Source organism: uncultured Parasphingorhabdus sp. (genome assembly GCF_963975555.1).
Lineage (GTDB): Bacteria > Pseudomonadota > Alphaproteobacteria > Sphingomonadales > Sphingomonadaceae > Parasphingorhabdus.
Genome location: NZ_CAXBHH010000001.1, coordinates 832,531 through 855,871 on the forward strand (window position 1 = coordinate 832,531; position 23,341 = coordinate 855,871).

Annotated in this window: 25 protein-coding genes; 15 read left to right on the top strand and 10 right to left on the bottom strand. The window is 52.3% G+C overall.

The genetic code is table 11. From position 1 onward, the window contains the following. Positions 1-132: 132 nt before the first annotated feature. From AAC060_RS04140 to AAC060_RS04160, 5 genes are all read right to left on the bottom strand, one after another. Complete coding sequence (locus AAC060_RS04140) at positions 133-870, bottom strand: DsbA family protein (RefSeq protein ID WP_339823180.1); 738 nt, start codon at positions 868-870, stop codon at positions 133-135. Positions 871-991: 121 nt separating this feature from the next. Then, positions 992-1,447: a hypothetical protein gene (locus AAC060_RS04145; protein WP_339823181.1), complete on the bottom strand. Its 456-nt coding sequence runs from the start codon at positions 1,445-1,447 to the stop codon at positions 992-994. 196 nt (positions 1,448-1,643) lie between these two features. Beyond that, positions 1,644-1,901 (bottom strand): DUF5676 family membrane protein, encoded by a 258-nt coding sequence (locus AAC060_RS04150; protein ID WP_100093775.1) that lies wholly within the window; start codon positions 1,899-1,901, stop codon positions 1,644-1,646. Between the two features lie 105 nt (positions 1,902-2,006). Beyond that, complete coding sequence (locus AAC060_RS04155) at positions 2,007-4,373, bottom strand: heavy metal translocating P-type ATPase (RefSeq protein WP_339823186.1); 2,367 nt, start codon at positions 4,371-4,373, stop codon at positions 2,007-2,009. Further along, positions 4,366-4,653 carry a hypothetical protein gene (locus tag AAC060_RS04160; protein ID WP_339823189.1) on the bottom strand — a complete coding sequence of 96 codons (288 nt, stop codon included), beginning with the start codon at positions 4,651-4,653 and terminating at the stop codon, positions 4,366-4,368. Before AAC060_RS04160 ends, AAC060_RS04155 begins: the two co-directional genes overlap by 8 nt. A gap of 127 nt (positions 4,654-4,780) precedes the next feature. Here AAC060_RS04160 and AAC060_RS04165 point away from each other — a divergent pair, with 127 nt between their 5' ends. Further along, entirely contained in the window at positions 4,781-5,053 is a 273-nt protein-coding gene (locus AAC060_RS04165) for a metal-sensitive transcriptional regulator (RefSeq protein ID WP_100093777.1), read from the top strand. 47 nt (positions 5,054-5,100) lie between these two features. On the opposite strand, the gene AAC060_RS04170 is transcribed toward AAC060_RS04165, so the two are convergent. The 3 genes from AAC060_RS04170 to AAC060_RS04180 are packed head-to-tail and all read right to left on the bottom strand — an operon-like array spanning position 5,101 to position 6,791. Then, the gene (locus tag AAC060_RS04170; RefSeq protein WP_339823195.1) at positions 5,101-5,445 is read right to left on the bottom strand and encodes a hypothetical protein; all 345 of its coding nucleotides are present in this window, start codon (positions 5,443-5,445) and stop codon (positions 5,101-5,103) included. Between the two features lie 25 nt (positions 5,446-5,470). Continuing rightward, the gene (locus AAC060_RS04175; protein WP_339823198.1) at positions 5,471-5,938 is read right to left on the bottom strand and encodes a DUF411 domain-containing protein; all 468 of its coding nucleotides are present in this window, start codon (positions 5,936-5,938) and stop codon (positions 5,471-5,473) included. 55 nt (positions 5,939-5,993) lie between these two features. Continuing rightward, positions 5,994-6,791 carry a DUF2231 domain-containing protein gene (locus AAC060_RS04180; protein WP_339823200.1) on the bottom strand — a complete coding sequence of 266 codons (798 nt, stop codon included), beginning with the start codon at positions 6,789-6,791 and terminating at the stop codon, positions 5,994-5,996. 128 nt (positions 6,792-6,919) lie between these two features. On the opposite strand from AAC060_RS04180, the gene AAC060_RS04185 reads away from it, so the two are divergent. The 8 genes from AAC060_RS04185 to AAC060_RS04220 are packed head-to-tail and all read left to right on the top strand — an operon-like array spanning position 6,920 to position 13,140. After that, positions 6,920-7,216, top strand: a complete 297-nt coding sequence (locus AAC060_RS04185) for a hypothetical protein (protein WP_100093779.1) — start codon at positions 6,920-6,922, stop codon at positions 7,214-7,216. Positions 7,217-7,229: 13 nt separating this feature from the next. Further along, on the top strand, positions 7,230-7,667 hold the full coding sequence (locus tag AAC060_RS04190; protein ID WP_339823201.1) for a periplasmic heavy metal sensor: 438 nt from the start codon (positions 7,230-7,232) through the stop codon (positions 7,665-7,667). A gap of 45 nt (positions 7,668-7,712) precedes the next feature. Beyond that, positions 7,713-8,246, top strand: coding sequence for an RNA polymerase sigma factor (locus AAC060_RS04195; protein WP_339823793.1), 534 nt, complete (start codon positions 7,713-7,715; stop codon positions 8,244-8,246). A 52-nt stretch (positions 8,247-8,298) separates the two neighbouring features. Beyond that, positions 8,299-10,122, top strand: a complete 1,824-nt coding sequence (locus tag AAC060_RS04200; RefSeq protein WP_339823203.1) for a copper resistance system multicopper oxidase — start codon at positions 8,299-8,301, stop codon at positions 10,120-10,122. Continuing rightward, a complete protein-coding gene (locus AAC060_RS04205; protein ID WP_339823205.1) occupies positions 10,119-11,288 on the top strand; it encodes a copper resistance protein B in 1,170 nt (389 codons plus the stop codon). The genes AAC060_RS04200 and AAC060_RS04205 overlap by 4 nt, the downstream gene beginning before the upstream one ends. 20 nt (positions 11,289-11,308) lie before the next feature. Further along, the gene (locus AAC060_RS04210; RefSeq protein WP_339823206.1) at positions 11,309-11,782 is read left to right on the top strand and encodes a nuclear transport factor 2 family protein; all 474 of its coding nucleotides are present in this window, start codon (positions 11,309-11,311) and stop codon (positions 11,780-11,782) included. 47 nt (positions 11,783-11,829) lie between these two features. After that, positions 11,830-12,558 carry a PepSY domain-containing protein gene (locus AAC060_RS04215; protein WP_339823209.1) on the top strand — a complete coding sequence of 243 codons (729 nt, stop codon included), beginning with the start codon at positions 11,830-11,832 and terminating at the stop codon, positions 12,556-12,558. 51 nt (positions 12,559-12,609) lie between these two features. Beyond that, on the top strand, positions 12,610-13,140 hold the full coding sequence (locus AAC060_RS04220; protein WP_339823211.1) for a DUF305 domain-containing protein: 531 nt from the start codon (positions 12,610-12,612) through the stop codon (positions 13,138-13,140). A 398-nt stretch (positions 13,141-13,538) separates the two neighbouring features. On the opposite strand, the gene AAC060_RS04225 is transcribed toward AAC060_RS04220, so the two are convergent. Together AAC060_RS04225 and AAC060_RS04230 are read right to left on the bottom strand one after the other, a co-directional pair. Beyond that, the gene (locus AAC060_RS04225; RefSeq protein ID WP_339823213.1) at positions 13,539-15,353 is read right to left on the bottom strand and encodes a site-specific integrase; all 1,815 of its coding nucleotides are present in this window, start codon (positions 15,351-15,353) and stop codon (positions 13,539-13,541) included. Between the two features lie 478 nt (positions 15,354-15,831). Then, the gene (locus AAC060_RS04230) at positions 15,832-16,047 is read right to left on the bottom strand and encodes a hypothetical protein (protein ID WP_339823215.1); all 216 of its coding nucleotides are present in this window, start codon (positions 16,045-16,047) and stop codon (positions 15,832-15,834) included. Between the two features lie 204 nt (positions 16,048-16,251). On the opposite strand from AAC060_RS04230, the gene AAC060_RS04235 reads away from it, so the two are divergent. The 6 genes from AAC060_RS04235 (at position 16,252) to AAC060_RS04260 (ending at position 22,880) form a co-directional block, all read left to right on the top strand. After that, on the top strand, positions 16,252-16,776 hold the full coding sequence (locus tag AAC060_RS04235) for a hypothetical protein (protein WP_339823217.1): 525 nt from the start codon (positions 16,252-16,254) through the stop codon (positions 16,774-16,776). 142 nt (positions 16,777-16,918) lie between these two features. After that, positions 16,919-17,671 (top strand): hypothetical protein, encoded by a 753-nt coding sequence (locus AAC060_RS04240; RefSeq protein ID WP_339823219.1) that lies wholly within the window; start codon positions 16,919-16,921, stop codon positions 17,669-17,671. Positions 17,672-17,862: 191 nt separating this feature from the next. Continuing rightward, a complete protein-coding gene (locus AAC060_RS04245; protein WP_339823221.1) occupies positions 17,863-18,576 on the top strand; it encodes a fimbria/pilus periplasmic chaperone in 714 nt (237 codons plus the stop codon). Between the two features lie 92 nt (positions 18,577-18,668). Next, the gene (locus AAC060_RS04250) at positions 18,669-21,248 is read left to right on the top strand and encodes a hypothetical protein (RefSeq protein WP_339823223.1); all 2,580 of its coding nucleotides are present in this window, start codon (positions 18,669-18,671) and stop codon (positions 21,246-21,248) included. A 9-nt stretch (positions 21,249-21,257) separates the two neighbouring features. Next, positions 21,258-22,181: a hypothetical protein gene (locus AAC060_RS04255; protein ID WP_339823226.1), complete on the top strand. Its 924-nt coding sequence runs from the start codon at positions 21,258-21,260 to the stop codon at positions 22,179-22,181. Positions 22,182-22,466: 285 nt separating this feature from the next. Next, complete coding sequence (locus AAC060_RS04260) at positions 22,467-22,880, top strand: hypothetical protein (RefSeq protein WP_339823228.1); 414 nt, start codon at positions 22,467-22,469, stop codon at positions 22,878-22,880. Positions 22,881-23,341 lie beyond the last annotated feature (461 nt).

The following is a 23,341-nucleotide window of genomic DNA, read 5'->3' on the forward strand; positions in this document are numbered from 1 at the left end:
GTAATGTGAATTGTCCACTTTCGCGATACTGAAGCCACATTGACAATGCCCTTTCTAGGCGAATAACCGGAATAACTTATTATATTACAGATCCTTGTGGTTCGCGGACCTACGCCAACCTCGTGCGGTTCATCAGCACAGGCTCGCTGCATCCACACCTTGGCTGGCCAACATTTCGTGCACATTTGCTGCAATCACACCGTAACTGACATTTCCGAACAGCTTCTGGCGTCCTTCATTGATTACATATGTTGGACTGCCCTCGATCCCGTGTAGCTGAGCAAGGTCATAATCCTTTGTGAGCCTTGCTATGGCTTCACCGGTTTTGAGTTTATTCAATATATTGTCAAAATCGACATGCAAGAGCCCTGCTATTTCTCGTTGCACATCCCAGTCCGAGACATCCTCCGCTCTTGTAAAAAAGGCAGAGCGCAGTTCCCGCGCGGCGAGGATGGATGGTCGTTCAGCAACAGGGGCTTTGGATATGAAGCCCTCTTGCTCGATCAATTCCACCGCCTTGATGAACAGATGTGGGCTCGCCGATGAGCGCGGGCGTGTCTTTGCCCAGGTATCGCTGTGAATCGGCAAATTCTCGAATTTCCCGGCGATGCCTTGGACATGGTTCGCATAACCATCAAAACCGCCCCGGTCTGTCCATTGAGACGCGATTTTTGTCCATGTATCCGGGAATACAGAGCAGAAATGGATGTTGATAGTTATCCGATCACCAAACTCTGCTGTAAGCCGATCAAAATTGCTCTGGGAGGCATAGGCCCATACGCAAAGTATATCTGAAAAATGGTCAATTTGAGCGGTTGGCATTGCGACTGTCTTTCTGAAAGGCTGATAACCACCAGCCGCAATTACCAATGTGCAACGCGAAGCTCGGCGGCAAACTATTCAATGCGGGAATATTGCATAGAAAGTGGGAAGAACCCGGCTTGTTCACTAGCTTGGCTTCTTCCCGCTTAATTGACCGCGGTCCTTTGCGCTATTTTTTTGGCGGCATCATCAGTTCCTGCTGCATCATCAGGCTTTCCATCATCTCATGCATCATACCCATATGCTGCTTCATTTTCTCCATATGTGCGGGGTCCATCTTCATCATGCCACCCTCGGCCATCTTGGCCTTCATTTTTTCTTTATGTGCCGGGTCCATCGCCATCGGCTTTTTCCCCTGTGCCATCATACCACCTTCGGCCATCTTGGCCTTCATAGACGCCATATGGGCTTTCATCATGGCCATATTTTCGGTCATGAGCTTTTCTCGCTCTGCAGGCGTCTTGGCGTTCTGGGCTCGCTCCATCATCTGTTGATGCGCGGAATGATCGCCCATCGGCATGGCATGACTCTGCATGGCGGGCTTCGGTTCCGGGGGCGCTGCGTAGGCCGCACAGCCGGTCAGCAAGGTGAAAGCAGCGACGGTGGCAAGGTAGGGAGTTCTCATGTATAATTTCCTTTTTGTGTAGTTGCCCTCATGGGGGCCGAAATCGGCGGCGCGACATTATATTTTCACCAGTAAATACTGGGGTCAGAGGAACTATTCGCTCGAACTTCTGCTCGTCAATCAGCGCGATTGATCATGTATTATGGTTTGGATTACAGGCGACATCTCGCATGATTGGCACCTCGATCCGTCGTCGCTAGGCAAGCAAGCGATTATAGGTAGCGGTAATCGCCCAGACGAATAGCCCGGAGAAAACACTCCACGTGACAAGCCCGACAAAAAAGCCTGTCCAATGCAATGACCAGCCCATACCCTCAAAATTCGAGTGGACCATATGACCGCTCATTTGCATCATACCGCCGGGGGCCAAGATGACAAAAAGACTGCATAATATCCACGCAACTCCGAAGATAATTGCAGTGGCTAAACCAAGCTTAATGGCATCGAACTTCATTTCGCTCTCCTGATTGAAAACCAGCCGCCCCGAAAATCGGAGACATCTTGCAACCAGTTACCAACTGACAATAACAGGCCATCCCTTCAACGCTCATAGGTAATATTACTGAGCCAGCGCTTTGCGGCGCAAGCGCAAGGCGTTAGCGATTACCGAAACAGAGGATAAGCTCATCGCCGCCGCCGCGATCATCGGGCTGAGTAAGATGCCGAACCACGGATAGAGAATGCCTGCCGCAACCGGCACACCAAGCCCGTTATAGATAAACGCAAAGAACAAGTTCTGTCGGATATTACCCATTGTTAGCTGACTGAGGTGGCGTGCCTTGGCTATGCCACCCAAATCACCCTTGACCAGCGTGATACCCGCGCTTTCCATCGCCACATCGGTGCCAGTGCCCATCGCAATTCCCACATCAGCCTTGGCGAGAGCGGGAGCGTCATTGATGCCGTCTCCTGCCATTGCGACTATTTTACCCGCCGCTTGAAGCTCGCTGATGACCCGGTGTTTGTCTTCGGGTGACACATTGGCATGGATTTCATCGATCCCTATCATCTTGCCAACGGCTTGCGCGGTGGCTTCGGCATCTCCGGTTAACATGACGACGCGGATATTGGCTTTGTGCAGCGCTTTGATCGCTTCTGCCGTGGTCGGTTTGATCGGATCGGCGACACCGATAAGACCAGCAGGCTTGCCATCGACGGCCACAAACATAACGGTTTGCCCTTGTGATCGGCCGTCCTGCGCCTTGGCAATCAGGTCCGCGCTCGTGGCACCGAGCCGGTCCATCATTTTTTCATTGCCGATGGCGACGCGCTTACCGCGTGCGCTGGCTTCAACCCCTTCGCCGGTCACCGACTGAAAATCGGTTGCCGCATCAAACGAAAGCCCCTTTTCCTTTGCGCCGGTTACAATCGCGGCTGCCAGCGGATGTTCACTCGCCATTTCGATTGCGGCCACAAGCGCAAGCATTTCGTCGCTGTCAAAACCCTTTTCCGGTTCGACCGAAACCAGTTTAGGCTTGCCCTCGGTGAGCGTGCCGGTTTTATCAACCACGATTGTGTCAATCTTCTCGAGAGTTTCGAGCGCCTCGGCATTTTTGATCAAAATACCGTTTTGCGCGCCCTTGCCGGTGCCAACCATGATCGACATCGGCGTGGCAAGGCCAAGCGCACAAGGACAAGCGATGATAAGCACCGCGACCGCGTTGACCAAGCCATAGGCCAGCGCCGGTTCTGGCCCCCAAATGGACCATATAATGAAAGTGGCAATAGCGATCAGAACCACAGCGGGCACAAACAGGCCAGCAACCGTATCAGCCAGTTTCTGGATAGGAGCACGGCTGCGCTGTGCTTCGGCGACCATCTGGACGATCTTGGCGAGAAGAGTATCCTTACCAACGCGTTCGGCGGTCATGATAAAGCTGCCAGTCTGATTGACCGTGCCGCCGGTGACAACATCACCTTCGGCTTTAGCAACCGGTATTGGTTCGCCCGTAATCATTGATTGATCAATCGTGCTGGACCCCTTGGCGATGGTGCCATCAACGGGGACTTTATCGCCCGGACGGACGCGCAAGCTGTCGCCGCTCTGCACTAGGTCGAGAGATATTTCCTCTTCCGAGCCATCCGCGCCAACGCGCAGCGCAACTGGCGGTGCCAGTTCAAGCAACGCGCGCAAAGCACTTGATGTCTGTCCACGCGCTTTCAGTTCCAGCACTTGCCCCAATAACACCAGGGTCGTGATGACAGCCGCTGCTTCGTAATAGACAGCCACGCCCCCATCATGGCCGCGAAATGCTGCTGGAAAAATGCTGGGAAACAGCGTCGCGACCAGACTGAAGCCATAGGCAACTGCCACGCCTAGACCAATCAGCGTGAACATATTGAGGTTCATGGTTTTGAGCGAGTTCACGCCGCGCACAAAGAACGGCCACGCGCCCCACAGAACTACTGGCGATGCCAGAAAAAGCTGCAACCATTGCGATACTCCCGGCTCAAATAAACTTTCGAACGGCTTGCCCGGAATAAGGTCGCCCATCGCGTAAATAAACAGCGGGATGGAAAACAACGCACTGACCCAGAAGCGCTTGCGCATATCAAGATATTCTGGATCGGGGCCAGTATCGAGACTAAAGGTCTCGGGTTCGAGTGCCATCCCACAAATCGGACAGGAACCCGGCCCTTCTTGCCGAATTTCTGGATGCATCGGGCAGGTGTAGATCGTGCCCGCTGGAACATTTTCTGATACTTCGCGGTGCTTTCCAGTGAGGTAATGCGCTGGGTCGGCGATAAATTTGGTTTTGCATCCGGCTGAACAGAAATGATAATCCCGAGCCGCATGATGCGCATGATGCTCGCTCTTGCTCGGATCAACATCCATACCGCATACGGGGTCTTTCACAGTCCCTACAGCAGTCTCTTTGTCTTTGCAGCAGCACGATTTGGCGGTCTCACTATCATTCTCAGACATGATCAGCACCTGCAACCTTGCGGCCTATCCAGGCGCGCAGCGGGATAACCAACAATGCAATATACCATCCATAGAGAAAGCTACCGACCGCGCCTGCAAGAAAACCTTGCAAAGTCAGCCACTCAAATCCGGGCAGCAACGGCGCCCAAGACTCATGCATATGCATTGACTGCGGCGCTAAAAGACCAAAGCCAATGCAGATGAAGTAGCTGAAAAGCAAAAACAGGCTCAGGGTCCAGCCCCATATGAGGATTTGTTTGCGGTTTGAAACATGCGTCATTTCTAGCTCCTCTTGATCATTAACAAATATACTATAGGGGGGTATAGTAGTAAGGCGGCGAAGTGTCAAGGTTGATGCCGCCGCTTCTTTAGATTGATCACGCTCCAAAATTTGGCATAAGGGCCTCATGACAGACAAATTCACCAAAGAAATCGTGCGCATGCGTAAGATCGAGGGTCAGGCGCGCGGAATAGCTAAAATGATGGAAGATGATCGCTATTGTATCGATATCCTCCAGCAATTTTCCGCGATGGAAGCCGCCCTGCGCTCTACCAAAATGAAAATTCTGGAAATCCATACCAATCATTGCGTCGAGGAAGCTTTGACCTCGGGCAGCAAAGCTGACCAGAAAGAGAAAGTTGCGGAATTGGTGAACCTGTTCGGCAAGATGGGGAAATAGTCTGGCCCGAATAATCGTAAAGCGGAGCTCCGAGCCAGACTATTCTCTTATTCAGGGGCGTCTTTTTTGGGCTCCGTCATGCTATGATCCATCTTCGAATGGTCCATCGTCGAATGATCCATAGCTGGTGGCGCTTTGTCACTCGCATCCGGGGCTGACATTTTTGAGTGATCCATTTTGCTGTGGTCCATCTTCGAGTGATCCATCATCTGGCAGGACATTTTGCCATCAGCACCCTTCATCATCATGCCCGGCATTTTCATACCGTCTTTCATCATTTCGCATTTCTGCATCGCAGGCGCGCCGGCTTTCGGTGCCGTATGATCATGAGCCAATACCGCCCCGCCAGACGTCAGAGCTATGGCTCCCAAAATCAGTGTAAGCTTTTTCATGATATTTCCTTTCTTGGTTTAAACCTCAATTGTAACTAGCGAAAACGCGTTGGCCGCTGTCGCCAAACGCTATGACTTGATAAGGCTGGGTTTGGTTTTGATATTCCATTCCGGGCGAGCCGACCGGCATTCCAGCGACGGCAAGGCCCGTCACTCCAGTAGGTTTTTCCCGAAGTAATTTGGCAATAGCATCGGCCGGCACATGCCCTTCGATAACATATCCCTCAACAATCATGGTATGACAGGATCGCAATGTTTCCGGCACTGCGTTCGCGTCTTTGACAGCGCTCATATTTACGCTGTTCCGTGTTTCCACATCCTGTTTCATATTCGTTTCAATATGCTCGGCCCATTTTTCGCAGCAGCCGCAACCCGGGTCGCGGAACATCACAAGGGGGGCAGCTTGAGCGGCGCTGGTGCAGGCAGCGAGCAATCCAAAGAGCGCCGATGCCAAAAGCGGGTTTGTCTTCAGTTTGCGGATGTGATTGAACATCGATTTTCCCTTCGGGTAATAACGAGCCATCTGCTCGATTTGGAGCTTGGCGTGTTTAGAAATTCATATGATTCATGCCGCCATGCATGAATGTCCCGCCCAGAAACGCTTGAATCAGCACGCCGATCGTCAATAGGCCCAGCAAGACGGCGAACAGTCTTTCTTCGCTGCGATTGTGGTGAAAACGGCGTATCCCGGCCCATGCCAACAGCACCGATCCGATGGCGACGGTCATTCCTAGATAGCGATGCGTGGTGAGGATCAGGTTGCGGTCATAAAGATAGAAACCACCAGCAAACCAGCCAAAAAACGCTGCGGCTACTGCACCCAGAGCACCAATGACGAGCATAATTCGCGCTGCCGAACGCCAGTCAGGCTTACCGCGCGCAACACCAAACGCTTCGGCTGCAAACGCGGCAACAATCATGGCAATTGGAAAATGGATGACAACCGTATGAAGCTTGCCCAGCCAGATGAACAGGCGCTCACCAAAGCTCTTATTACTATTATCTGCCGCTTCGCTATGATCCATCATGCCTCCATGGCCGTCACCCATGCCCTCTAAGTGGTTGCCTTCCGGCGCCATGGGGGCTGATCTATCGGGTATCTTCGGCATCGTGCCATCACCCATCATCTCCTGCATATCCGGGTTCTGCGCAGCTTCACCGGCTCCGTTAGCTTTTTCATGATGGTCTGCGCCAGTTCCCGGACCAGCGCCCATCTCGGTCGGATCGCCGTGCGCAAGAGCAGGAACGCTGAGCGAACTGAAACCAATTGCAATGCACATCATAAATTTGCGAAACTTCTTGATTGGCATCTCAGCCCTTCCTGTAAAAAATTTGAGGTCGCGCATTGCAGTGTCCTTGATGACCGCTAACCAATAATACGTAGCGATAATGGCCACCCCTCAAAAATAATTTCGAGGGCAAAGCTGTCCAGCATGCGTATAAAGAACAGAAACGAGGAAATGGGATAATATCAATGCCGCTATCTGACACTAAACTTGATGCGATGCTTGCAAGCTTGCGGGCCGATCAATCAACCGAGGCGCTGGCAAGCGATGATGGTTTCCACAATGATGTCTGGCTCCGTGTCGGCGAAATGAATAGCAGCCGGCTTTCGCGCCAGAAAAGTTTACTGGCGGCGCTGATGTTCGTGACCGCGCTGGGCGCTGGGTTTGGAACGGCCGATCAGCCTGCGCTGGCGATGAACCAAACCAGCCCTTTGATTGGCGGTGCGGATTACTCGCCCGCCAACCTTCTTCACGTTTCACAGTGACGGTGATGAGCATATGAAATTCGGACCATTACAAATTATCCTTCTCGTCCTGCTGGCGCTTGGCGCAGGCTGGATCGGTTCCCTCGGTGCCAAACACTGGAGCCAAAGCGACGACCAAAATGTTGGGGTCCACAGCTTCGTTCACGAAGAGCTCGATCTTGATAAGGCACAAGAGAAGCAGCTTGCAGAGCTGGAAAGTGATTTCGGGATCAGGCGGCAGGCACTGGACCTCGCGCTGCGATCGGCCAATGCCGATCTTGCCGCTGCCATCGAAGAAGAACATCAATACGGCCCCAAGGTTTCTACCGCGATTGAAGCGGTGCATGTTCAAATGGGATTGTTACAAAAAGTCACTGTCGAACATCTCTTCAAGATGCGCGCTTTGTTAAATCCCGAGCAGCAAAGGGCGTTTGACGAGCGGGTATCAAACTCGCTGACCGCAGGGTATTAAGTGCAAAAGTCGCAGTCTGACGCGCAAGTTCCGGAAAATGCGCTCATCGCAGAGGCTGCAAAAGGTAGCAAAACTGCATTCAACCGTGTGATGAACCAGCAAGCGCCCCGGCTGCAAAATATCGCCCTCAGAATGATGGGCAACAGTTCAGATGCCGAAGATGCCGTTCAGGAGGCGCTGGCAGCTGCTTGGTTCAAGCTCGCCAGCTTTGATTTGTCGCGACCCATTTCTCCGTGGCTCACCCGGATTACAGTCAATAAATGCCGCGATCTTTTGCGTAAACGTCGGATCAGGCAGTTTTTTGAATTTCACAGCGACAATGAAGCTGGCATGATAGTAGCTGACGATGCACCTGACCCAAGTGCAGAATTGCAGGCGCGTCAGGCGCTTGAAGTCATGCAAAAAGAGATCACTCGCTTGCCAGCGACATTGCGTGAGCCTTTTGTTCTGGTCACTTTTGGCGAGAATAGCCAAGCCGAGGCGGCGCATATTCTCGGAATATCTGAGAAAGCCGTCGAAACGCGAATTTACCGTGCCCGCAATCGCCTGCGAGAAATTTCTGAAAAATTTGAGGGGTGAAGGAGCCTCCTCCGTATTGAGGAGCATATCGGTTTAGTAATCAGGATCACATATGCTTTCTCTTCCCCGTCGCCGCTTCCTTTCATCTGCTCTGCTTGCTGGCGGCGCGGTCGGATTTTCCTCTGCCATGCCTGCTTGGGCACGCGGAGCAATGGCAGGTTCGGTGCGTAAGGGCATTGACGAAGTTTCAGGTTCAAGCATTGATCTTGCCATCGGACGCGGTCAATTTTCAACGGGCGGACGCAGCGGTCATGCAATCGCGGTGAACGGCACCGTGCCGGGGCCGCTGGTAAGGTTACGCGAGGGGCAGGATGTCCGACTGAATGTTACCAACAACCTCGATGAGGATAGCTCAATTCACTGGCACGGCATATTGCTTCCCTTCCAGTTTGATGGTGTTCCGGGCGTGTCCTTTCCCGGTATCAAGCCCGGCGAGACCTTCACAGCGCCCTTCAAGGTGCGCCAGAGCGGCACCTACTGGTGGCACAGCCATTCGGGGCTGCAGGAACAGATGGGGCATTATGGCCCAATCATCGTCGATCCTGCGGGGTCAGACCCGGTAGCTTTTGATCGCGAATATATCATCCTTCTCAGCGAATTTACGCCGATGCACCCACACGTCATCATGAAGAAGCTGAAACATGCTGATGGCTATTTTGACTACCAGAAAACCACTGCCACTGATGATCGCAAATTGAGCGGCAAAGAACGCCAAATGTGGGGCAAAATGCGGATGTCACCCACCGACATACTTGATGTGTCGGCGGCAACTTATACTTATCTTATCAACGGGCACGGCCCTGCCGATAATCTGGAACTGCTTTTCAACCCTGGAGAAAGGGTGCGGCTTAGGATTATCAATGGCAGCGCGATGACCTTCTTTAATCTGCGGATCCCAGGCCTGCCGATGACGGTGGTGCAGGCCGATGGCCAAAATGTCATGCCAGTAGAAACCGATGAATTACAAATCGGGGTTGCAGAAACCTATGACGTCGTTGTCCAGCCAACCGCGGACAAGGCCTTCACCTTCGTAGCAGAATCTATGGACCGCTCGGGCATGGGCGTTGCTACCTTGGTTCCCCGTGCAGGAATGCGCGCCGAAGTCCCGGCCCTGCGCGATCCGCCAATACTGACGATGGCTGACATGGGGATGGCGGGCATGGATCATGGAGAATCGGGTGGTGCGCCAGCAAGCGGCATGGACCATTCGCAAATGGATCACAGCAAGATGAGCGCTGATGAGATGGCCAAGATGGATATGCCCGGGATGGATATGAGCGGCGGTGATGGCATGGCCGGTATGGACATGGGCGGTATGAAAATGCGCGACACGTCGATGCTGCCGTCCGATGTAAAAGTCGGTCCTGGCCTAGACATGGTTTCAATGAATGCGGCGGACCGCATGGGCGATCCCGGAATCGGACTCGATAAAGTCGATCACCGTGTCCTCAATTACAAACAGCTCGCGGCTCTGATCCCGAGCACGGACCACCGCAAGGCCTCGCGCAACATGGAAATCCATCTGACCGGCAGCATGGAACGCTATATGTGGTCGTTCGACGGCCAGAAATTCTCAGCCGTCTCCGATGAACCAATCCGCTTCGCCTATAATGAGCGCGTTCGGGTGAAACTCGTCAACGACACGATGATGGCGCACCCGATCCATCTGCACGGCCATTTCTTTGAACTGGTCAATGGTCAAAAGAACCAACCGCTCAAGCATACCGTGATCGTTCAACCGGGCGGCAGCGCCAGTTTTGACCTGACCGCCGATGAACCCGGCGACTGGGCGTTTCACTGTCATTTGCTTTATCACATGCACGCAGGGATGTTCCAGATTGTCACGGTTGCCTCACAATCAGGAGCGGACGCATGAAATCGCTGATAATCATTCTCGGGGTCGGTGTATCCGCGCCTGCAATGGCGCAACATCAAGGCCATGACATGAGCATGCCAGGCATGAAAATGCCAGCGCCAAAAGCAAAAACCGCGGTTAAGTCCGAACCAAAGCCAACGCTAAAACGCAAGCCCGCGCCTGTTGCGCCGAAGCCTGCTCCTGCCAAACCACAAGCCAAGGTCGCTCCAAAAGCCAAGCCTGCAAAAATTCAGCCCAGCCCTTCCAACGCAGTCCCCACCGAAGCACCAATGGTGATGGACCATGGTAGCATGGATCATAGTCAAATGGACGAGCAACCGGCGATGACGGATATGGATCATTCGGCAATGGATCATGGCCAGATGGATCGTGAAGCAATGGATTTGCCGGGTAATGCCATGGCCGATATGACGGCGCCCATGGCTGACGAAACACCTCCTCCCGAAGCTGGTAGGGGGCCTGCGCGCGCCGCTGATGCGATATGGGGAGCTGACGCTATGCGCGGCTCCAGGAAGCAGCTGGCGGCGGAAAATGGCGGCATGAAAACGCTTTGGGTGATGGCTGATCGCGCTGAATATCGTGTGCGAGATGGCAAGAATGGCTACTTGTGGGACGGTCAGGGCTATTATGGCAGCGATATCGACAAATTTTGGTTCAAGAGCGAGGGCGAAGGCAATTTCGGTGAAAAGATCGAAAGCGCAGAAGTGCAGGCGCTATGGAGCCATGCCATTGCACCATTTTTCGATTTGCAAGTGGGCGTGAGGCAGGATTTTGCACCGCGCGACCGAACCTATGCAGTTATTGGAATACAGGGTCTTGCGCCTTACCTGTTCGAAATCGATGGGGCAGCATTTTTGTCTGACCGGGGCGATTTGACCGCACGCATCGAGGCTGAATATGACCAGCGCATAACGCAGCGACTGATCCTGCAACCACGCGCAGAACTCAATCTTGCGGCGCAGGATGTTCCTGAATTGGGGATTGGCGCGGGGATCGATGCTGCTGAACTGGGAATACGCTTACGATATGAATTTGCCCGCGAGTTTGCGCCCTATATCGGCATCGAACAGGAATGGAAAGTTGGGCAAAGCGCCAGATACGCGCGGGCGGGCGGAGAAGATCCCAGCGTCACCAATTACGTTATCGGGATTAGATTCTGGTTCTAATATTTTTAGGGGGGGAGAGTATGAAATATATTGGTTTGGCGCTAATTTTGGCGCTTTCTACAGTTTCTTATCAAGCTGTGGCGCACGATAAAGACGCAGAATCTGCATCTATGATGGGGACACCTGAAAGCACGCTCGAAGCATATCGAAGCGGCATAGAAAGTCTCGATGATACCAATATGCCACGCCTATTCACGGATGACGCGCTGGTGTTTGAAAATGGAAAAGCGGAGGGCAGCTTTAGCAATTATCTTGCCCATCATCTCAGTCCTGAACTCAAAGAGTTTGAGAGCTTTACATTCAACAATGAGACTATCGATATATCTGTCATAGGTGAAACAGCAATCGCCTCGGAAACCTATACATATACGATAGTGCTAAAGGATGGCCGGATTATCGAAAGGCAAGGCGTTGCCACTGCGGTTCTCGTGAAACGAGACGAAAGCTGGAAAATTGCTCAATATCACTCATCTTCCCGCACGCCCAAGAAATAGCATGGCAAGACAGCAATAAAACCGATGCCTTTTTGGGAGGAGATAGCGTGACACAAAAGACCCATATACGGGCGAGTAAAATTCATAAATGGCTCGCGCTCTTTATCGGTGCACAGTTGCTGCTCTGGTTTGCAAGCGGCGTTATTATGAGCGTTGTGCCAATCGAGACGGTCCGCAGCGAACATCTTGTCGCGCGAGAGCCTGAGCAACTCAATAGCCTTGTTGGGCTAGTGACACCTGAAAATTTGGGTCGCGAAATATCGGGGAACGTGGTTTCCTTGCGATACCGTAGTGTCTTAGGCAGGCCTGTTGCTGAACTTGAAAATGGGCGAGGCGAGACATTCCTTTACGATGCCAAAACGGGCATCAAACGTAGCCAAATAACGTCAAAAGAAGCCGGGTTAATAACGTCTCGCGCTTGGATAACCGGTCGCCCCAATATTGCGGCCGTCGAAAAGGTTGTGACCGGCTCCACAGAATATCGAGGCGCGCTTCCTGCTTGGCGAGTTGATACCGAGGATGACGTTTCTGTCTATATTCCGCTATCGACTGGCGAGATTGCAGCGGTGCGTAGCACAACTTGGCGTGTTTATGATTTCTTCTGGGGTCTGCATATCATGGACTGGAAAAACCATGAGAATTTCAACAGCTGGTGGCTCGTCATTTTTGCATTGGGCGGCCTGACTATGGCTCTTTCTGGATTGATGCTCCTCATTAAGCGATGGCCGTTTCGGCGAAGTCGTAAGGGCCGGAACCTTCACACTACTCACGCGTAGTCTGGCCGTATTAAAAATACTTGCGCCTGATAAAAATAGGGAGAGGAAAACATGGGTAAATACACACGTTTCATCGTCATGATACTGACTTCAACGCTTGCGATGTTCGGGCTGATGTATCTCAACACCTACGCAATCGACCATGTATATTTTAGTGAGACACGCACATGGATGGCAATCTACATGGGCGCTGCCATGGCGATTATCATGTTGTTATTCATGCTGGGAATGTATGACGATAAGCGCAAGAATGCGATGATATTGGGCGGCGCAGTTCTTATATTTGCTGGCTCCCTGTTTCTTGTCCGATCGCAGGATACGGTTTCCGATCAGGCGTGGCAAAAGGCGATGATACCTCATCATAGCATTGCCATACTGACAAGTGAGCGCGCCAATATTGAAGACAAAAGAGTGCGCGAGCTAGCCGATGGAATTATCAGGGCCCAACGCAGAGAAATCAAAGAAATGGAATGGTTGATCAACGATATCAATCAAAATGGCAAAGCAACGACAGATGCAGAAGCGGCGGCGCGCGCCGTCCCAAAATTTGAAGGCGAGCTAAATCCAAGCGACAAACGCTAATGCTCACATCACACGTCCCCATATCAGGCATCCATATATGCAACTGAAGTCAGGGTAAGAATTCGACAAAACTCACATTATTTTGGCAAATCAGCCAAAACTTCTCAATGATTGGAGTGCCCGTTGTTATCCTGTCGGGCGCGCTGATTTTTGCGTAACGAACAGAAGAACCTGCTCGCCAGCATTCCGCCACGGTTTACCGAGCCAGCATAATAAAGTTGAACGGGGCGGTCTGGGAACATTTTTCCAGACCGCCCCGTCAAAGCGCATTTGTCAAACTACTACCGGTAACGACGAACCGTCCGGCGCAACAAGGCGCGCAGCGGCGCCCATATTGTTTTCAAGCTTTCCATAAGCCCAGTCGCCAAAGGCATGTTAGGCAGTTCTGGCGGCAAATATTATTTTGCTCGCGCTTTTCTTGGCTCACGAAGTTTTGCAGGAAGCAAAGAAACAGGGAAGGGGTCCAGATGCTTCGTTACTTCCGGTATCGTTGCTACGGCATTACGCAACAGTGCCATATGCGCCTTCGAGTAACGTCCTTCAGTTTCCCCTTTGAGAGCATGGCCAGCAAAATCTGCTCTGATTTCAGATGGGATTCCAGCACCTTTCATTGAATTTATCGCGGTGTGACGAAATGCGTGCATTGCTTGGCCGCCTTTAAGAAATGCTAGTTCCTTGGCTATCTTGGTCCAAATACGTTTATAATAGGCATCGCCCATCTGGCCCAAGCCGCTCTCAGCTGCTAGCTCCGGAAATAGGGCTTTCTCTCCGGCTTCGCGTAGCGCCGTCACATAATCAATCAAGCCCAATCGCCGCAATTCCTCGGCGATCGGCAATTTGCGTGCCGAACTAATGGTCTTCAATCGGCGCACGTCATTAGCGCGAACGTCGAAGAGCCAAAAACCATCTTCCATTTGCACATCCTTGACTTCCAGGCCGCAAATTTCATCGCGGCGCATCCCTGAATACCAGGCGATCAGGGGCACGAAATACCACGCATCGTGCACGAGCAGATCCCCTGGCTGCATACGCCGCGCATGTGATTTTGAACCTGTCCATGGCGGGAGATTGAAAATCTCCCTGCCTTGCTCCACGGTATAGACCGATTGTAGTTCACGTTGGTTACGAGTGTCGTTCATAATGAATGCTCCATAGTCAAGTGGTGCCAAGGGGTGGTGTTTGTTAAACCAGCCGGTGAGCTGGCGCAGGAAGCCCCAATGCCGGTTGGTCGTAACAAGGCTCAACCCTAGGTCTTTTCGAGAAAGGTGATCGGCCGGCTTAATAACTTCATCCGTAACTCTGCCCTTTCGCTTCGCTTCTTTCTTCATCGCATCTTCACCAGCAACGACTTTGGCTTCGGTTTCGTCGATGATTTGCCAGATCGTCATATCGCGATGCTTGGGGGATTTTCGAAAGGAGGGGCCGTGCAGCTTTTCGAAACACTGGTCTAGTTTGACGAGATCGTCATGTGTGACGCTCGCCAGCGCTCGCCCGTCCATGACCTGCTCGAGAAGCATTGCAGGAAGTTCGAACTGGTTGCGCGTTTTCAGGGTCCAAGGTTCGCCTTTTTTTCGCGAATTGCCGTCCTTGCCGCCTGTGCGCGGATTATGCTCAAAAAATCTGAGCACCGCTTCGCTTGGTGTCATGGTGACCCACTCGTTAGCTACAGGCTGGTGAGAAGCTACGGTAGTTGAAGAACTTTGAGAATTTACGGGTTCATAACCCACCACTTCGACCGGAGCATAAGCCTCGCTGGGTTCGGCGAGAACGCGGCGGAATTCGCGGACTGCCTCAATGCGCGCCTGATTAACCACTTTGCGCGCCATAGCTTCACGCAATACAGTTTCTTCCACGCCGATTTCGGCCAGTCTTGCGACGGCTGCCTCCTCAGCGCCATCCTGCTGAATTGATTCGGCAAGGTCCGACCAAGCCATGATGACAATGGGTTCATCGTCGTCGTCGGGATCTATCCGGGCGATCAGGAAATCATCGATTTTGCCTTTTACGACGCCGTCACTTGCTGCTGATTCGCTAGCGCCCAGACGCAGCGAGAGCGCTTTGTCTATATCGTCGTGATCTTCTGGAGGAATAATGTGGAGGTTTGCGTGCATGACTTCGAGTCGATCGCGCTCGATCAGCATTTGGCGGCGATAGATTTCCGCCCGCTGAGCGCTGGTCAGTCCGTCGCTCCTAATATTCGTCATCATGTTCATCGCGACCCTCTCGCAAATCAAAGTCAGCGCTGGAGCGAGTAACGCTGCATGCCTTCGATTCGTAGTCTTGAGTGACATCCTTAACCGAAAAGGCTTATCAAGCCCTAAACGTATGAGGCGGCGATAATAATAGGTGCCGTGCTTGCGAGTGACGTTTTGTATTCCGCACATGGGTGGTGGTATCCTTCCGTGGCACCCTGCCGTGGCGAACCACGACGGGGCAAGAGAAAGAAACCAAATATTTCAAGAGCTTATGTCATTGTTGACTGGGGCTCCTGCCACCCCAACCAACTTCTATTCACAGCTAAGGCTTCGACGCAGTTGTCGGCCCGATGAAACCAGCGGGACAGATTATCCAGTCTCGTTCCATGGAATTCGCCACGAGTGGCCAGCAGACAAGCTTGATATCTGACGCTGGTCGAGATGATAGTTGATATCCTGACCAGGTTTTCTACGGCATCGGTCGCAATCGCGTTAATTATCCAGGCGCGAGTTCTGCTTTTGCTCCTGCGCGCAAGGAAAAATGCCCCCGATTCGGGGCATTATTTTTAACGATCTGCTCAATATGGTTAAAAAAAGCCTTAGGATTTTGCTTGCCAACGTCCCAATTTTGGACAAATACTTCAATTACTAGGCAGTTGATGTTACTGCCGTTTACCATCGAAAGTGCCGGACAGCCGTTGTCTTGGGGCATTATCCCTTTGGTTCGCAATCAAAAATGTTGCGAGGGTCGATGTTTTCCGAATTGTCACACCGAGAGAACCGTTCTATTAATAGTTTATTAACGAAATCGGGAGTGAGTCGGGTCGCGGCTCCCTGAACGAAAACTGAACTTGTGAAGGATTCCAACGCTAGGAATCTGACCAGCGCGAGTTCGGTTTTAAGGGGGAGTAGAGTTGTGCGTTTTTTATACTCAACATTGGCTACAATGGCATTGGCTACACCTGCCGCTGCACATGAAATCGACAACGCCCGTTCTATAGATATAGCGGTAAGCGGTTCGATCAGCGAATATTGCTCTATGGGCGGCATAGCCGATATGGATTTCGGAAATCTTGAACGCCGGGGCCTCAACCGCACCACGCAAGTTGCCTTTAATTGCAATATGCCATTCACAATGAAGATCAACGGCGAAAGAGGTGCGTTGACGCACTCTACCATGCCTAACGGTCAGGGCCCCTTCGGCGGCCAGCTTCCCTATTCGCTTTTTGTAGAAATGCCCGTGCGCCACCCGGCCACGCAGATGCTCAACAAAAGCTTTTCCAGCCGCCAGCTTGTGGCCGGCGGTATAATTTCCAGCAACGGTGGCATCGCCACAGACGGCATGGTTCTGGGCGTCGAGCTCGGCCTGCCTTCGGGTGAAGCCGGATTGCTGGCTGGAGACTATTCGGAGGTGATCACGATCACGGTTTCTCCGATCTGAGATTCGTTTGCGGGCTGGTCCGCGAACGGAATTACACCGGGAGGGCAGGCATCGATGCCCCTCTGGTTTGCGACCCAACCGATGCGAACTCGAAATCGTATCCCGTTAACAGGGGGACGGTTTAACAAAAGGAAGTATGATTATGAAAAATATCCTTTGCGGCGCAGTAGCCGCTCTCGCTCTTGTTGCCGCTGCGGCACCTGCTTCGGCACAGACAAGTGAACTGCACTATGCCAGCCCAGGCCCGATCCCTTATCAGATCACCAATCCTGGTTTCTTCGGCACTCTTGCTGGTGAACTTGGTGTGGCTCTGGAAGTAGGCACTCGTTATCGCGCTTCCGCCGATGCGCCTAGCGACACCGAAACCGCGACACCGGTCGTAGACGTAGTGTTCACGCTGAGCGGCTCGGTCAACAAGGATTGCTCCTTCTACTCGGGTAACGATGCAGGCGCACGTAACATCGACTTTGGTGTCATCGGCGTTCGTACCGGCAACAACGAAAATGTTAACGATGCATTCGAAATGGTCGGTCCTGCAACCGCCAACATCGATACGTTGACTGCTGGCTGCAACTTCAACAACAATGTTGAAATTTCGAAGAATGACATTCGCGGTCTCGTGAACACTGCTCCAGGTGGCTATGACACGAACGAATTCCAGGCGAACATTCCTTACAGCGTTGCAGCAAACTGGACCGGCGTTGCGCTTAATGCTCAGGTTGCTGGCTCGCCTCAGTCTTTGACTGTCGGAACCGCTGCAAATGCTGGTACGAAACAGCAGGGTGCATGGCGTTCGCGTATGGACATCGATATCGTTGCTCCAGTTGTTACCGGCAAAGGCTTGGTCGCTGGCGATTACAGCGGCACCACGACCCTGACGCTTCGCGCGCTCTAAATCGTGATTAACTAATTTGAGAAAGGGGGGAGAGTAATCTTTCCCCTTTCTTTACCATATTCAGTGTAATGTTTGTTCTTAAGAGTCGAGGGGCGGGGTATATGACGTTTTTAAAGATATTCAGGCGACGCGCATGTGCTCTTTTAGTCTTTTTTGCCGCACTCACAGCTCTGGCTACGCCAGCACTCGCTATGCGCGTCTCTCCGATGGTCATCGAAATGGAAACGCGCGGTAGCAATGCCACGGCCCGCATAGAGGTTCAGAATGTAAACCCGGGCAATCTGGCATTCGAAACCCGTGTTTTCCGGATGGAGATTGATGCAGAAGGTCAAATCACCGAAACACCAGCAGATGAAGAATTTCTTATATTTCCGCCACAGGGCATATTGCCTGCAGGCGGTCGTCAGGTGGTTCGTTTGCAATGGCTGGGTGCTGCAGAACCGGACACATCACAAGCCTATTACGTTTCTGTAGAGCAGTTGCCTGTGCAACTGGAGCCTGGGGCATCCGATGCAATCGGTGCTCAAGTACAGGTCCTCTATAATATGCGTGCATTGGTCGTTGTCGCACCTCCCGGCGCAAAACCGGATGTCAAGGCAACAGTCGTAGAACCAACCTTTTTCCAGCCACCCGCATTGCCCGGAGCCGCTGAGCAACCCCCGATGCTGGAAGGCGTTGCGATCACGCTACGCAATGAAGGCCGTCGCCATGCAATGATGGCAAATTTTACCTGGCAGCTGGTGGGAACCGATACAGAAGGCAATTTCTTGCGGGTCGATATATCCCCCGAAGACCTTAATCGCGCCATTGGCACAGGCTATGTTCCTGCCCAGGGTGAGCGCATTTTCCGTGTCGCGGTCCCCGGCTTTGGCTCCGGCCCAATCAAACTGTCGTTCAAACAGTGAAAGGCAGATATCTATTTTGCTCGGTAGCGCCGATCGCTTTGTGGTCGGGCAGCGCCGTCGCACAGGTGCCGGTCCCATTGTGGTCTGTTGGTTTGTTAGCACAGGTATCGATTCCGCTGCCCAACACACGCGACCGCACACAGCAGTCTTCACCCGAAAATGCGCCGGTAACGATCCCCCTTCCAAACGGAACCCCTTCGGATCCCAAGCCACCAGAGCCGGCGACACCGGTTCAGCCGCAATATCCTATCGGACCCCATGGCCGTCCCGATATCAATCCTTACGACCGCGATATCGAGATGACGGCGCCGCTGACATTCCAGAGTCGCAGTCTTGGCGATGTGCCGCTCATTTTGACCGCCGACGACCGGTTCCAGATTGAATCAGAAACCTTCCTTTCGCTGATGGTTCCGATCCTGAACGAAGAAGCGCATAGTGATCTTACGTCAAAACTAGGCCTATTGCCTTACTTTGGCCCTGAAAATCTCGAGCTGACGGGTGTGCAGCTTACCTATGATCCGAGCAGTCTGGCCGTTGTGGTTGTCGATGTATCGCCGGAACAACGAGCAACAGAAGATTTGTTCGCCCCGCCGCGAGACGATATCAATGATACCTCTCTGGAGCCGGCCGGTTTTTCGGCTTTTCTGAACTTGAGTGCGGCAGGAACATATGTTTGGGAGGGCTCCCAGATTGACCCGCCGACCATCAATTTTGACGGAGCAGTGCGTCTGGGACCAGTGGTGTTCGAAGGCGATGCACAGCTTGGTCAGAGTTTTGGCTTAGGCGAGGATTCCTATAAATTCTCGCGCAACTATGCGCGGCTGGTTTATGATCAGCCCGAAGAATTTCGTCGTTGGTTTCTGGGTGATCTGGACCCGGAAACTCGTGGGCAACAATCGTTTGTATCAATGGGTGGTGTCGGTGTTGTACGCCAGAAACGTCGTTTCAACTCCTTCCGTTCCGCAATTTTGCAATCAAACCGCCAGCTGATCATCCAACGCGATTCAACCGTCCGCTTTCTGCGTAACGGTTCGCTTTACAGAGAGATTCGCCTCCAGCCAGGGCGCTATGATTTCAGTTCGCTGCCGCTGATTGCAGGCAGCAATGATATCGACATTCAGGTCACCGACAATAGCGGCGCGATCCAGAATCTCTCCTATCAGCAATATCTCGATCCAATTGATCTGGATCCCGGCGATTATGAATATGGTGGCTATATCGGCATCCAAAGCGAGACTTTTGGACGCGCGCCCGATTATCGTGGTGAAGCCGCGTTCAGCGGTTTTTTCCGCAAGGCTTTTATAAACGCTCCGGCAATCGGCATCGGACTTCAGGCGAGCAAAGAGGTGCAAACGCTGACGGGGCAGACCCAGTTCGTACTGGGTAATGGCGGACGCATATTGTTGGATGCCGGAGGAAGCAATTCCAAGATAGCCGGGCAAGGATTTGTCGGCGGCATTAGCTATGAGCATTTCTTTGACCGCGACGGGTTGTCGGACAGTTTCACCCTTAGGGCGGATTATATATCACCCCAGTTTGCGACTCTGAACAATGTGGAGGGAATTAATACCACCGCTTATTCTGTGTCAGGACAATATACGCGTCAGTTCTCAACGAAATTCCTGACGACTTCCACAGCCACTTACCTCAAGGGTAGGGATGGAAGGGGAGATAGCTATCGTCTTGGCACGACCGCCTATTATCGCATGAACCGGGAATGGACTTTCAGGGCCGGGGTTGATTATTCGAAATTTTCCTCAGGATTATCGAGCGCTAATGGATTTAGCGTCAATGTCGGTCTGGTATTCCAGCCGGATTACCGCCGCCGGGCCGAAGCACGATATGAAAGCCGCAATGATCTCAAGGAAGTGTCTTATAACCAAAGCGGCCTCAACCAGCTGAACAGCGTCGGTTTTGGTGCGGTTGTCGCGGAAGAAAACAATAATGCGCGTGCGCAAGGCTATGCAGCATATAGTGCAAACCGTTTTGATGCGTCGATCAGCCATGCCAGCTTTGGTCCCAGCATCTCCGATTTCGGTGCTGTAAATGCGACCTCCGTCCGGGTTGGCACTACTTTGGCGTTTGCTGACGGGATGTTCGGCATTGGTCGACGGATCAACGATAGCTTCATGCTATTGTCAGCGCATGAGAATCTCGGTGACCGCAGCGTCGTCGCCGGACAGTCTATCTCTGAGAATAATTACATCAGTCGCAGCGGCGCCCTGGGGGCGGCGGTCAACAATTTCCTTGGTTCATATTCCACTCAATCCGTTCAATATGATGTTGAAGATCCGCCTACAGGCTATGACGTGGGTTCAGGCGTGTTCCGCGTCTATCCCCCTTACAAGAGCGGCTATGCAGCGCGCATTGGTACCGATGCATTTGTCACCGCAATGGGTACGCTGATGTTGACCGACGACAAGCCGGTCTCGCTGATCGGTGGAAGAACGACCCTGCTCGATGTTGAGGAAGGTGATAGTCCGCAACCATTATCCTTCTTCACCAATTCGGTCGGGCGCTTCGCGATTGCTAACCTGCTCCCCGGCCGCCGCTATTTGGTTGAAACATATGGCCCGAATGGTACGATCGACAAGAGCTTTGAATTTACTGTACCGGCTGAATCCGACGGACTTGTCAATCTCGGCATCGTCAAGCCGGGCATGAAAAAATAGGAGACTCCCATGCTGCGCCCAATTTTGACTTTCGTTGCAGCGTCCTTGGCCGCACCTGCCTTGGCGCAAGCTGGAGCCGTGCAGGGAACGGATTGTCAACTTCGTATCAATCCGGCTCCCGCGAGCTGGATAATAACCGGCTATGATCCATTTGCAGAGGCATTGCCAGAAGGCACGTTCAGCGTAACTTTTGTCAACGAAGGCGGGGCAGAATGTCGCTTCATGCCATTGTTCGACCTCAGTGAACCGCCCTTCGGACTGTCAAAGGGCACCGGGAAACCAGTCGGATATGCACTGTTGAACCTGACCGATACACAAGATGTGACGCCGCGGTCCGGTAGGACCCAGCGCATATCTTCTCAGCGGGAAGTAGTGCTTCAACCGAAGGAGTCGCGATCGATGCTGTATAAGCTCGTCGCTAATCCCGAGGATGTGCGTAATGCAGGGATATTCACACAAAGGGTGACGCTGGAAGCACAGGACAGTAATTTCCGGTCTCTCATGGGCACTGATATCGTGCTTGGCGTCACCGTTTTACCGTCTGTGCGTATCGGCCTTGCTGGTGCGTATCGGATGAACAACGGCCAAGCGGTTGTGAAACTGGGTGAGTTGAAGGAAGGTGCTTCGCCGACACAGCTGCAACTTCACGTCCGCAGCACGGCTGAATATGACATCAGTGTATCCTCTGCAAATTCCGGTCGCCTCCGTCTCGGTTCAAGCCAGTGGTTTGTTCCCTACTCAGTGGTCATCGATAACAAGAGCTTTAACCTCAATGGTGTAGAAACGCTTTCAAGCTCTTCTGGATCCTCGCGTTCGGCCAGATCTCAAAATAGTCTCGATATCTTGCCATTCCAATTTATCATCGGTGATGTATCCAACCGACGCGCCGGAGTTTACAGTGATGTTTTGTCTGTATCGGTCACTGCCCGGTAATAGCTTGGCGTTGCTTTAGATTCAAAAGCCGGAGTATTCTGCGGCGTTGGTTCACCACCTTTAAAAGGTGTCGGCCGATGTCGCAATCAGCGAGTAAAAACTGATTGAGGCGCAAATGGATCGCTTCTCTCTTAAATAAGCCTCGAGATTCAAGCAATCTTGCCTAATTTCAAAACATTTCAACAGCTTTCGATTAGTGAACAGTCTGTTAACTCTAACCATTGACGTTACTTTCAACTGCTTCTGCCAAAACACGTTTATCAGAAACGAAAGTTAGGCAAAGTAATGGTCAAGAAACTGACTGGCGCGCTCGCAGCAACGATAGCTGTAGCATCGGCATCGGCAGCAATTGCAAGCGATTCAATGGTTTTCAATTTACGAGCCACTGTTCCCGTGTCGTGCACGGTAGGTTATAATCCCACCGGAATTGCCTTTAACGACAATATTGTTCGTTTGGGCGAACTGAGGGAATATTGCAACGCACCCAACGGCTACGATCTTGAAGTTCGCTATAGTCCCAATAGTCTGCGGGGAGTTACGGTGAACATCGGGAATGAACGTGTTACGCTTGATGGATCCGGCTTTGCCTCCATTCGCGGCGCGACCGGGCCAAAAATTCAGACGCGCGCACTTTCGGTACAATTTGGTGACGACGGCTTTGATACGGATGAATTTCAGGTCGCAGCGATTGCGATCTGATTCTCGATTGATCATTGATCCTTTGCGCCGAGAGCGTCGTTAATCCGGAAGATTTCGCTTTCGCTTCGGACAAAAGTTCAGACTGTAGGGAGGTGATCGCTCCACCATGCCGAGGAGCCAGTTCACCGGAACCGACAAGGTCATCAGGAGGATGAATTCATCCTCCTGATCTGGATCAAATTGGCCACGAGCTTATAGAGCGCGGCGGCATGACGCCGTAGCGTCAGCACCTGCTCAAGGTCGTCATGTTCGTAAGTGTTCAAGCGGCATTTTTAGACAAAATATTTCTCTTCGTTTCTTTGCGGTCAGACCGCCCCGGGAAAATCTGCGGATATTTTCATTGCAACGCTTTTCCTCTTGGACTTCTGAGTCTTGCCCCTATCTATTTAGCTAACCCTCTTAAGAAGTTTATGTTCTTAGATGTAAATGGTTGTAAATCTATATTCGTAATTCTGGTAAAA

What these genes read in the sequence shown, in the direction of transcription:
- AAC060_RS04150 (WP_100093775.1), bottom strand. Translation starts at nt 1,901, where the DNA reads ATGAAGTTCGATGCCATTAAGCTTGGTTTAGCCACTGCAATTATCTTC.
- AAC060_RS04205 (WP_339823205.1), top strand. Translation starts at nt 10,119, where the DNA reads ATGAAATCGCTGATAATCATTCTCGGGGTCGGTGTATCCGCGCCTGCA.
- AAC060_RS04225 (WP_339823213.1), bottom strand. Translation starts at nt 15,353, where the DNA reads ATGAACATGATGACGAATATTAGGAGCGACGGACTGACCAGCGCTCAG.
- AAC060_RS04230 (WP_339823215.1), bottom strand. Translation starts at nt 16,047, where the DNA reads ATGCCCCAAGACAACGGCTGTCCGGCACTTTCGATGGTAAACGGCAGT.
- AAC060_RS04255 (WP_339823226.1), top strand. Translation starts at nt 21,258, where the DNA reads ATGCTGCGCCCAATTTTGACTTTCGTTGCAGCGTCCTTGGCCGCACCT.
- AAC060_RS04175 (WP_339823198.1), bottom strand. Translation starts at nt 5,938, where the DNA reads ATGTTCAATCACATCCGCAAACTGAAGACAAACCCGCTTTTGGCATCG.
- AAC060_RS04145 (WP_339823181.1), bottom strand. Translation starts at nt 1,447, where the DNA reads ATGAGAACTCCCTACCTTGCCACCGTCGCTGCTTTCACCTTGCTGACC.
- AAC060_RS04240 (WP_339823219.1), top strand. Translation starts at nt 16,919, where the DNA reads ATGAAAAATATCCTTTGCGGCGCAGTAGCCGCTCTCGCTCTTGTTGCC.
- AAC060_RS04185 (WP_100093779.1), top strand. Translation starts at nt 6,920, where the DNA reads ATGCCGCTATCTGACACTAAACTTGATGCGATGCTTGCAAGCTTGCGG.
- AAC060_RS04245 (WP_339823221.1), top strand. Translation starts at nt 17,863, where the DNA reads ATGCGCGTCTCTCCGATGGTCATCGAAATGGAAACGCGCGGTAGCAAT.
- AAC060_RS04155 (WP_339823186.1), bottom strand. Translation starts at nt 4,373, where the DNA reads ATGTCTGAGAATGATAGTGAGACCGCCAAATCGTGCTGCTGCAAAGAC.
- AAC060_RS04170 (WP_339823195.1), bottom strand. Translation starts at nt 5,445, where the DNA reads ATGAAAAAGCTTACACTGATTTTGGGAGCCATAGCTCTGACGTCTGGC.
- AAC060_RS04180 (WP_339823200.1), bottom strand. Translation starts at nt 6,791, where the DNA reads ATGCGCGACCTCAAATTTTTTACAGGAAGGGCTGAGATGCCAATCAAG.
- AAC060_RS04200 (WP_339823203.1), top strand. Translation starts at nt 8,299, where the DNA reads ATGCTTTCTCTTCCCCGTCGCCGCTTCCTTTCATCTGCTCTGCTTGCT.
- AAC060_RS04190 (WP_339823201.1), top strand. Translation starts at nt 7,230, where the DNA reads ATGAAATTCGGACCATTACAAATTATCCTTCTCGTCCTGCTGGCGCTT.
- AAC060_RS04260 (WP_339823228.1), top strand. Translation starts at nt 22,467, where the DNA reads ATGGTCAAGAAACTGACTGGCGCGCTCGCAGCAACGATAGCTGTAGCA.
- AAC060_RS04165 (WP_100093777.1), top strand. Translation starts at nt 4,781, where the DNA reads ATGACAGACAAATTCACCAAAGAAATCGTGCGCATGCGTAAGATCGAG.
- AAC060_RS04210 (WP_339823206.1), top strand. Translation starts at nt 11,309, where the DNA reads ATGAAATATATTGGTTTGGCGCTAATTTTGGCGCTTTCTACAGTTTCT.
- AAC060_RS04160 (WP_339823189.1), bottom strand. Translation starts at nt 4,653, where the DNA reads ATGACGCATGTTTCAAACCGCAAACAAATCCTCATATGGGGCTGGACC.
- AAC060_RS04220 (WP_339823211.1), top strand. Translation starts at nt 12,610, where the DNA reads ATGGGTAAATACACACGTTTCATCGTCATGATACTGACTTCAACGCTT.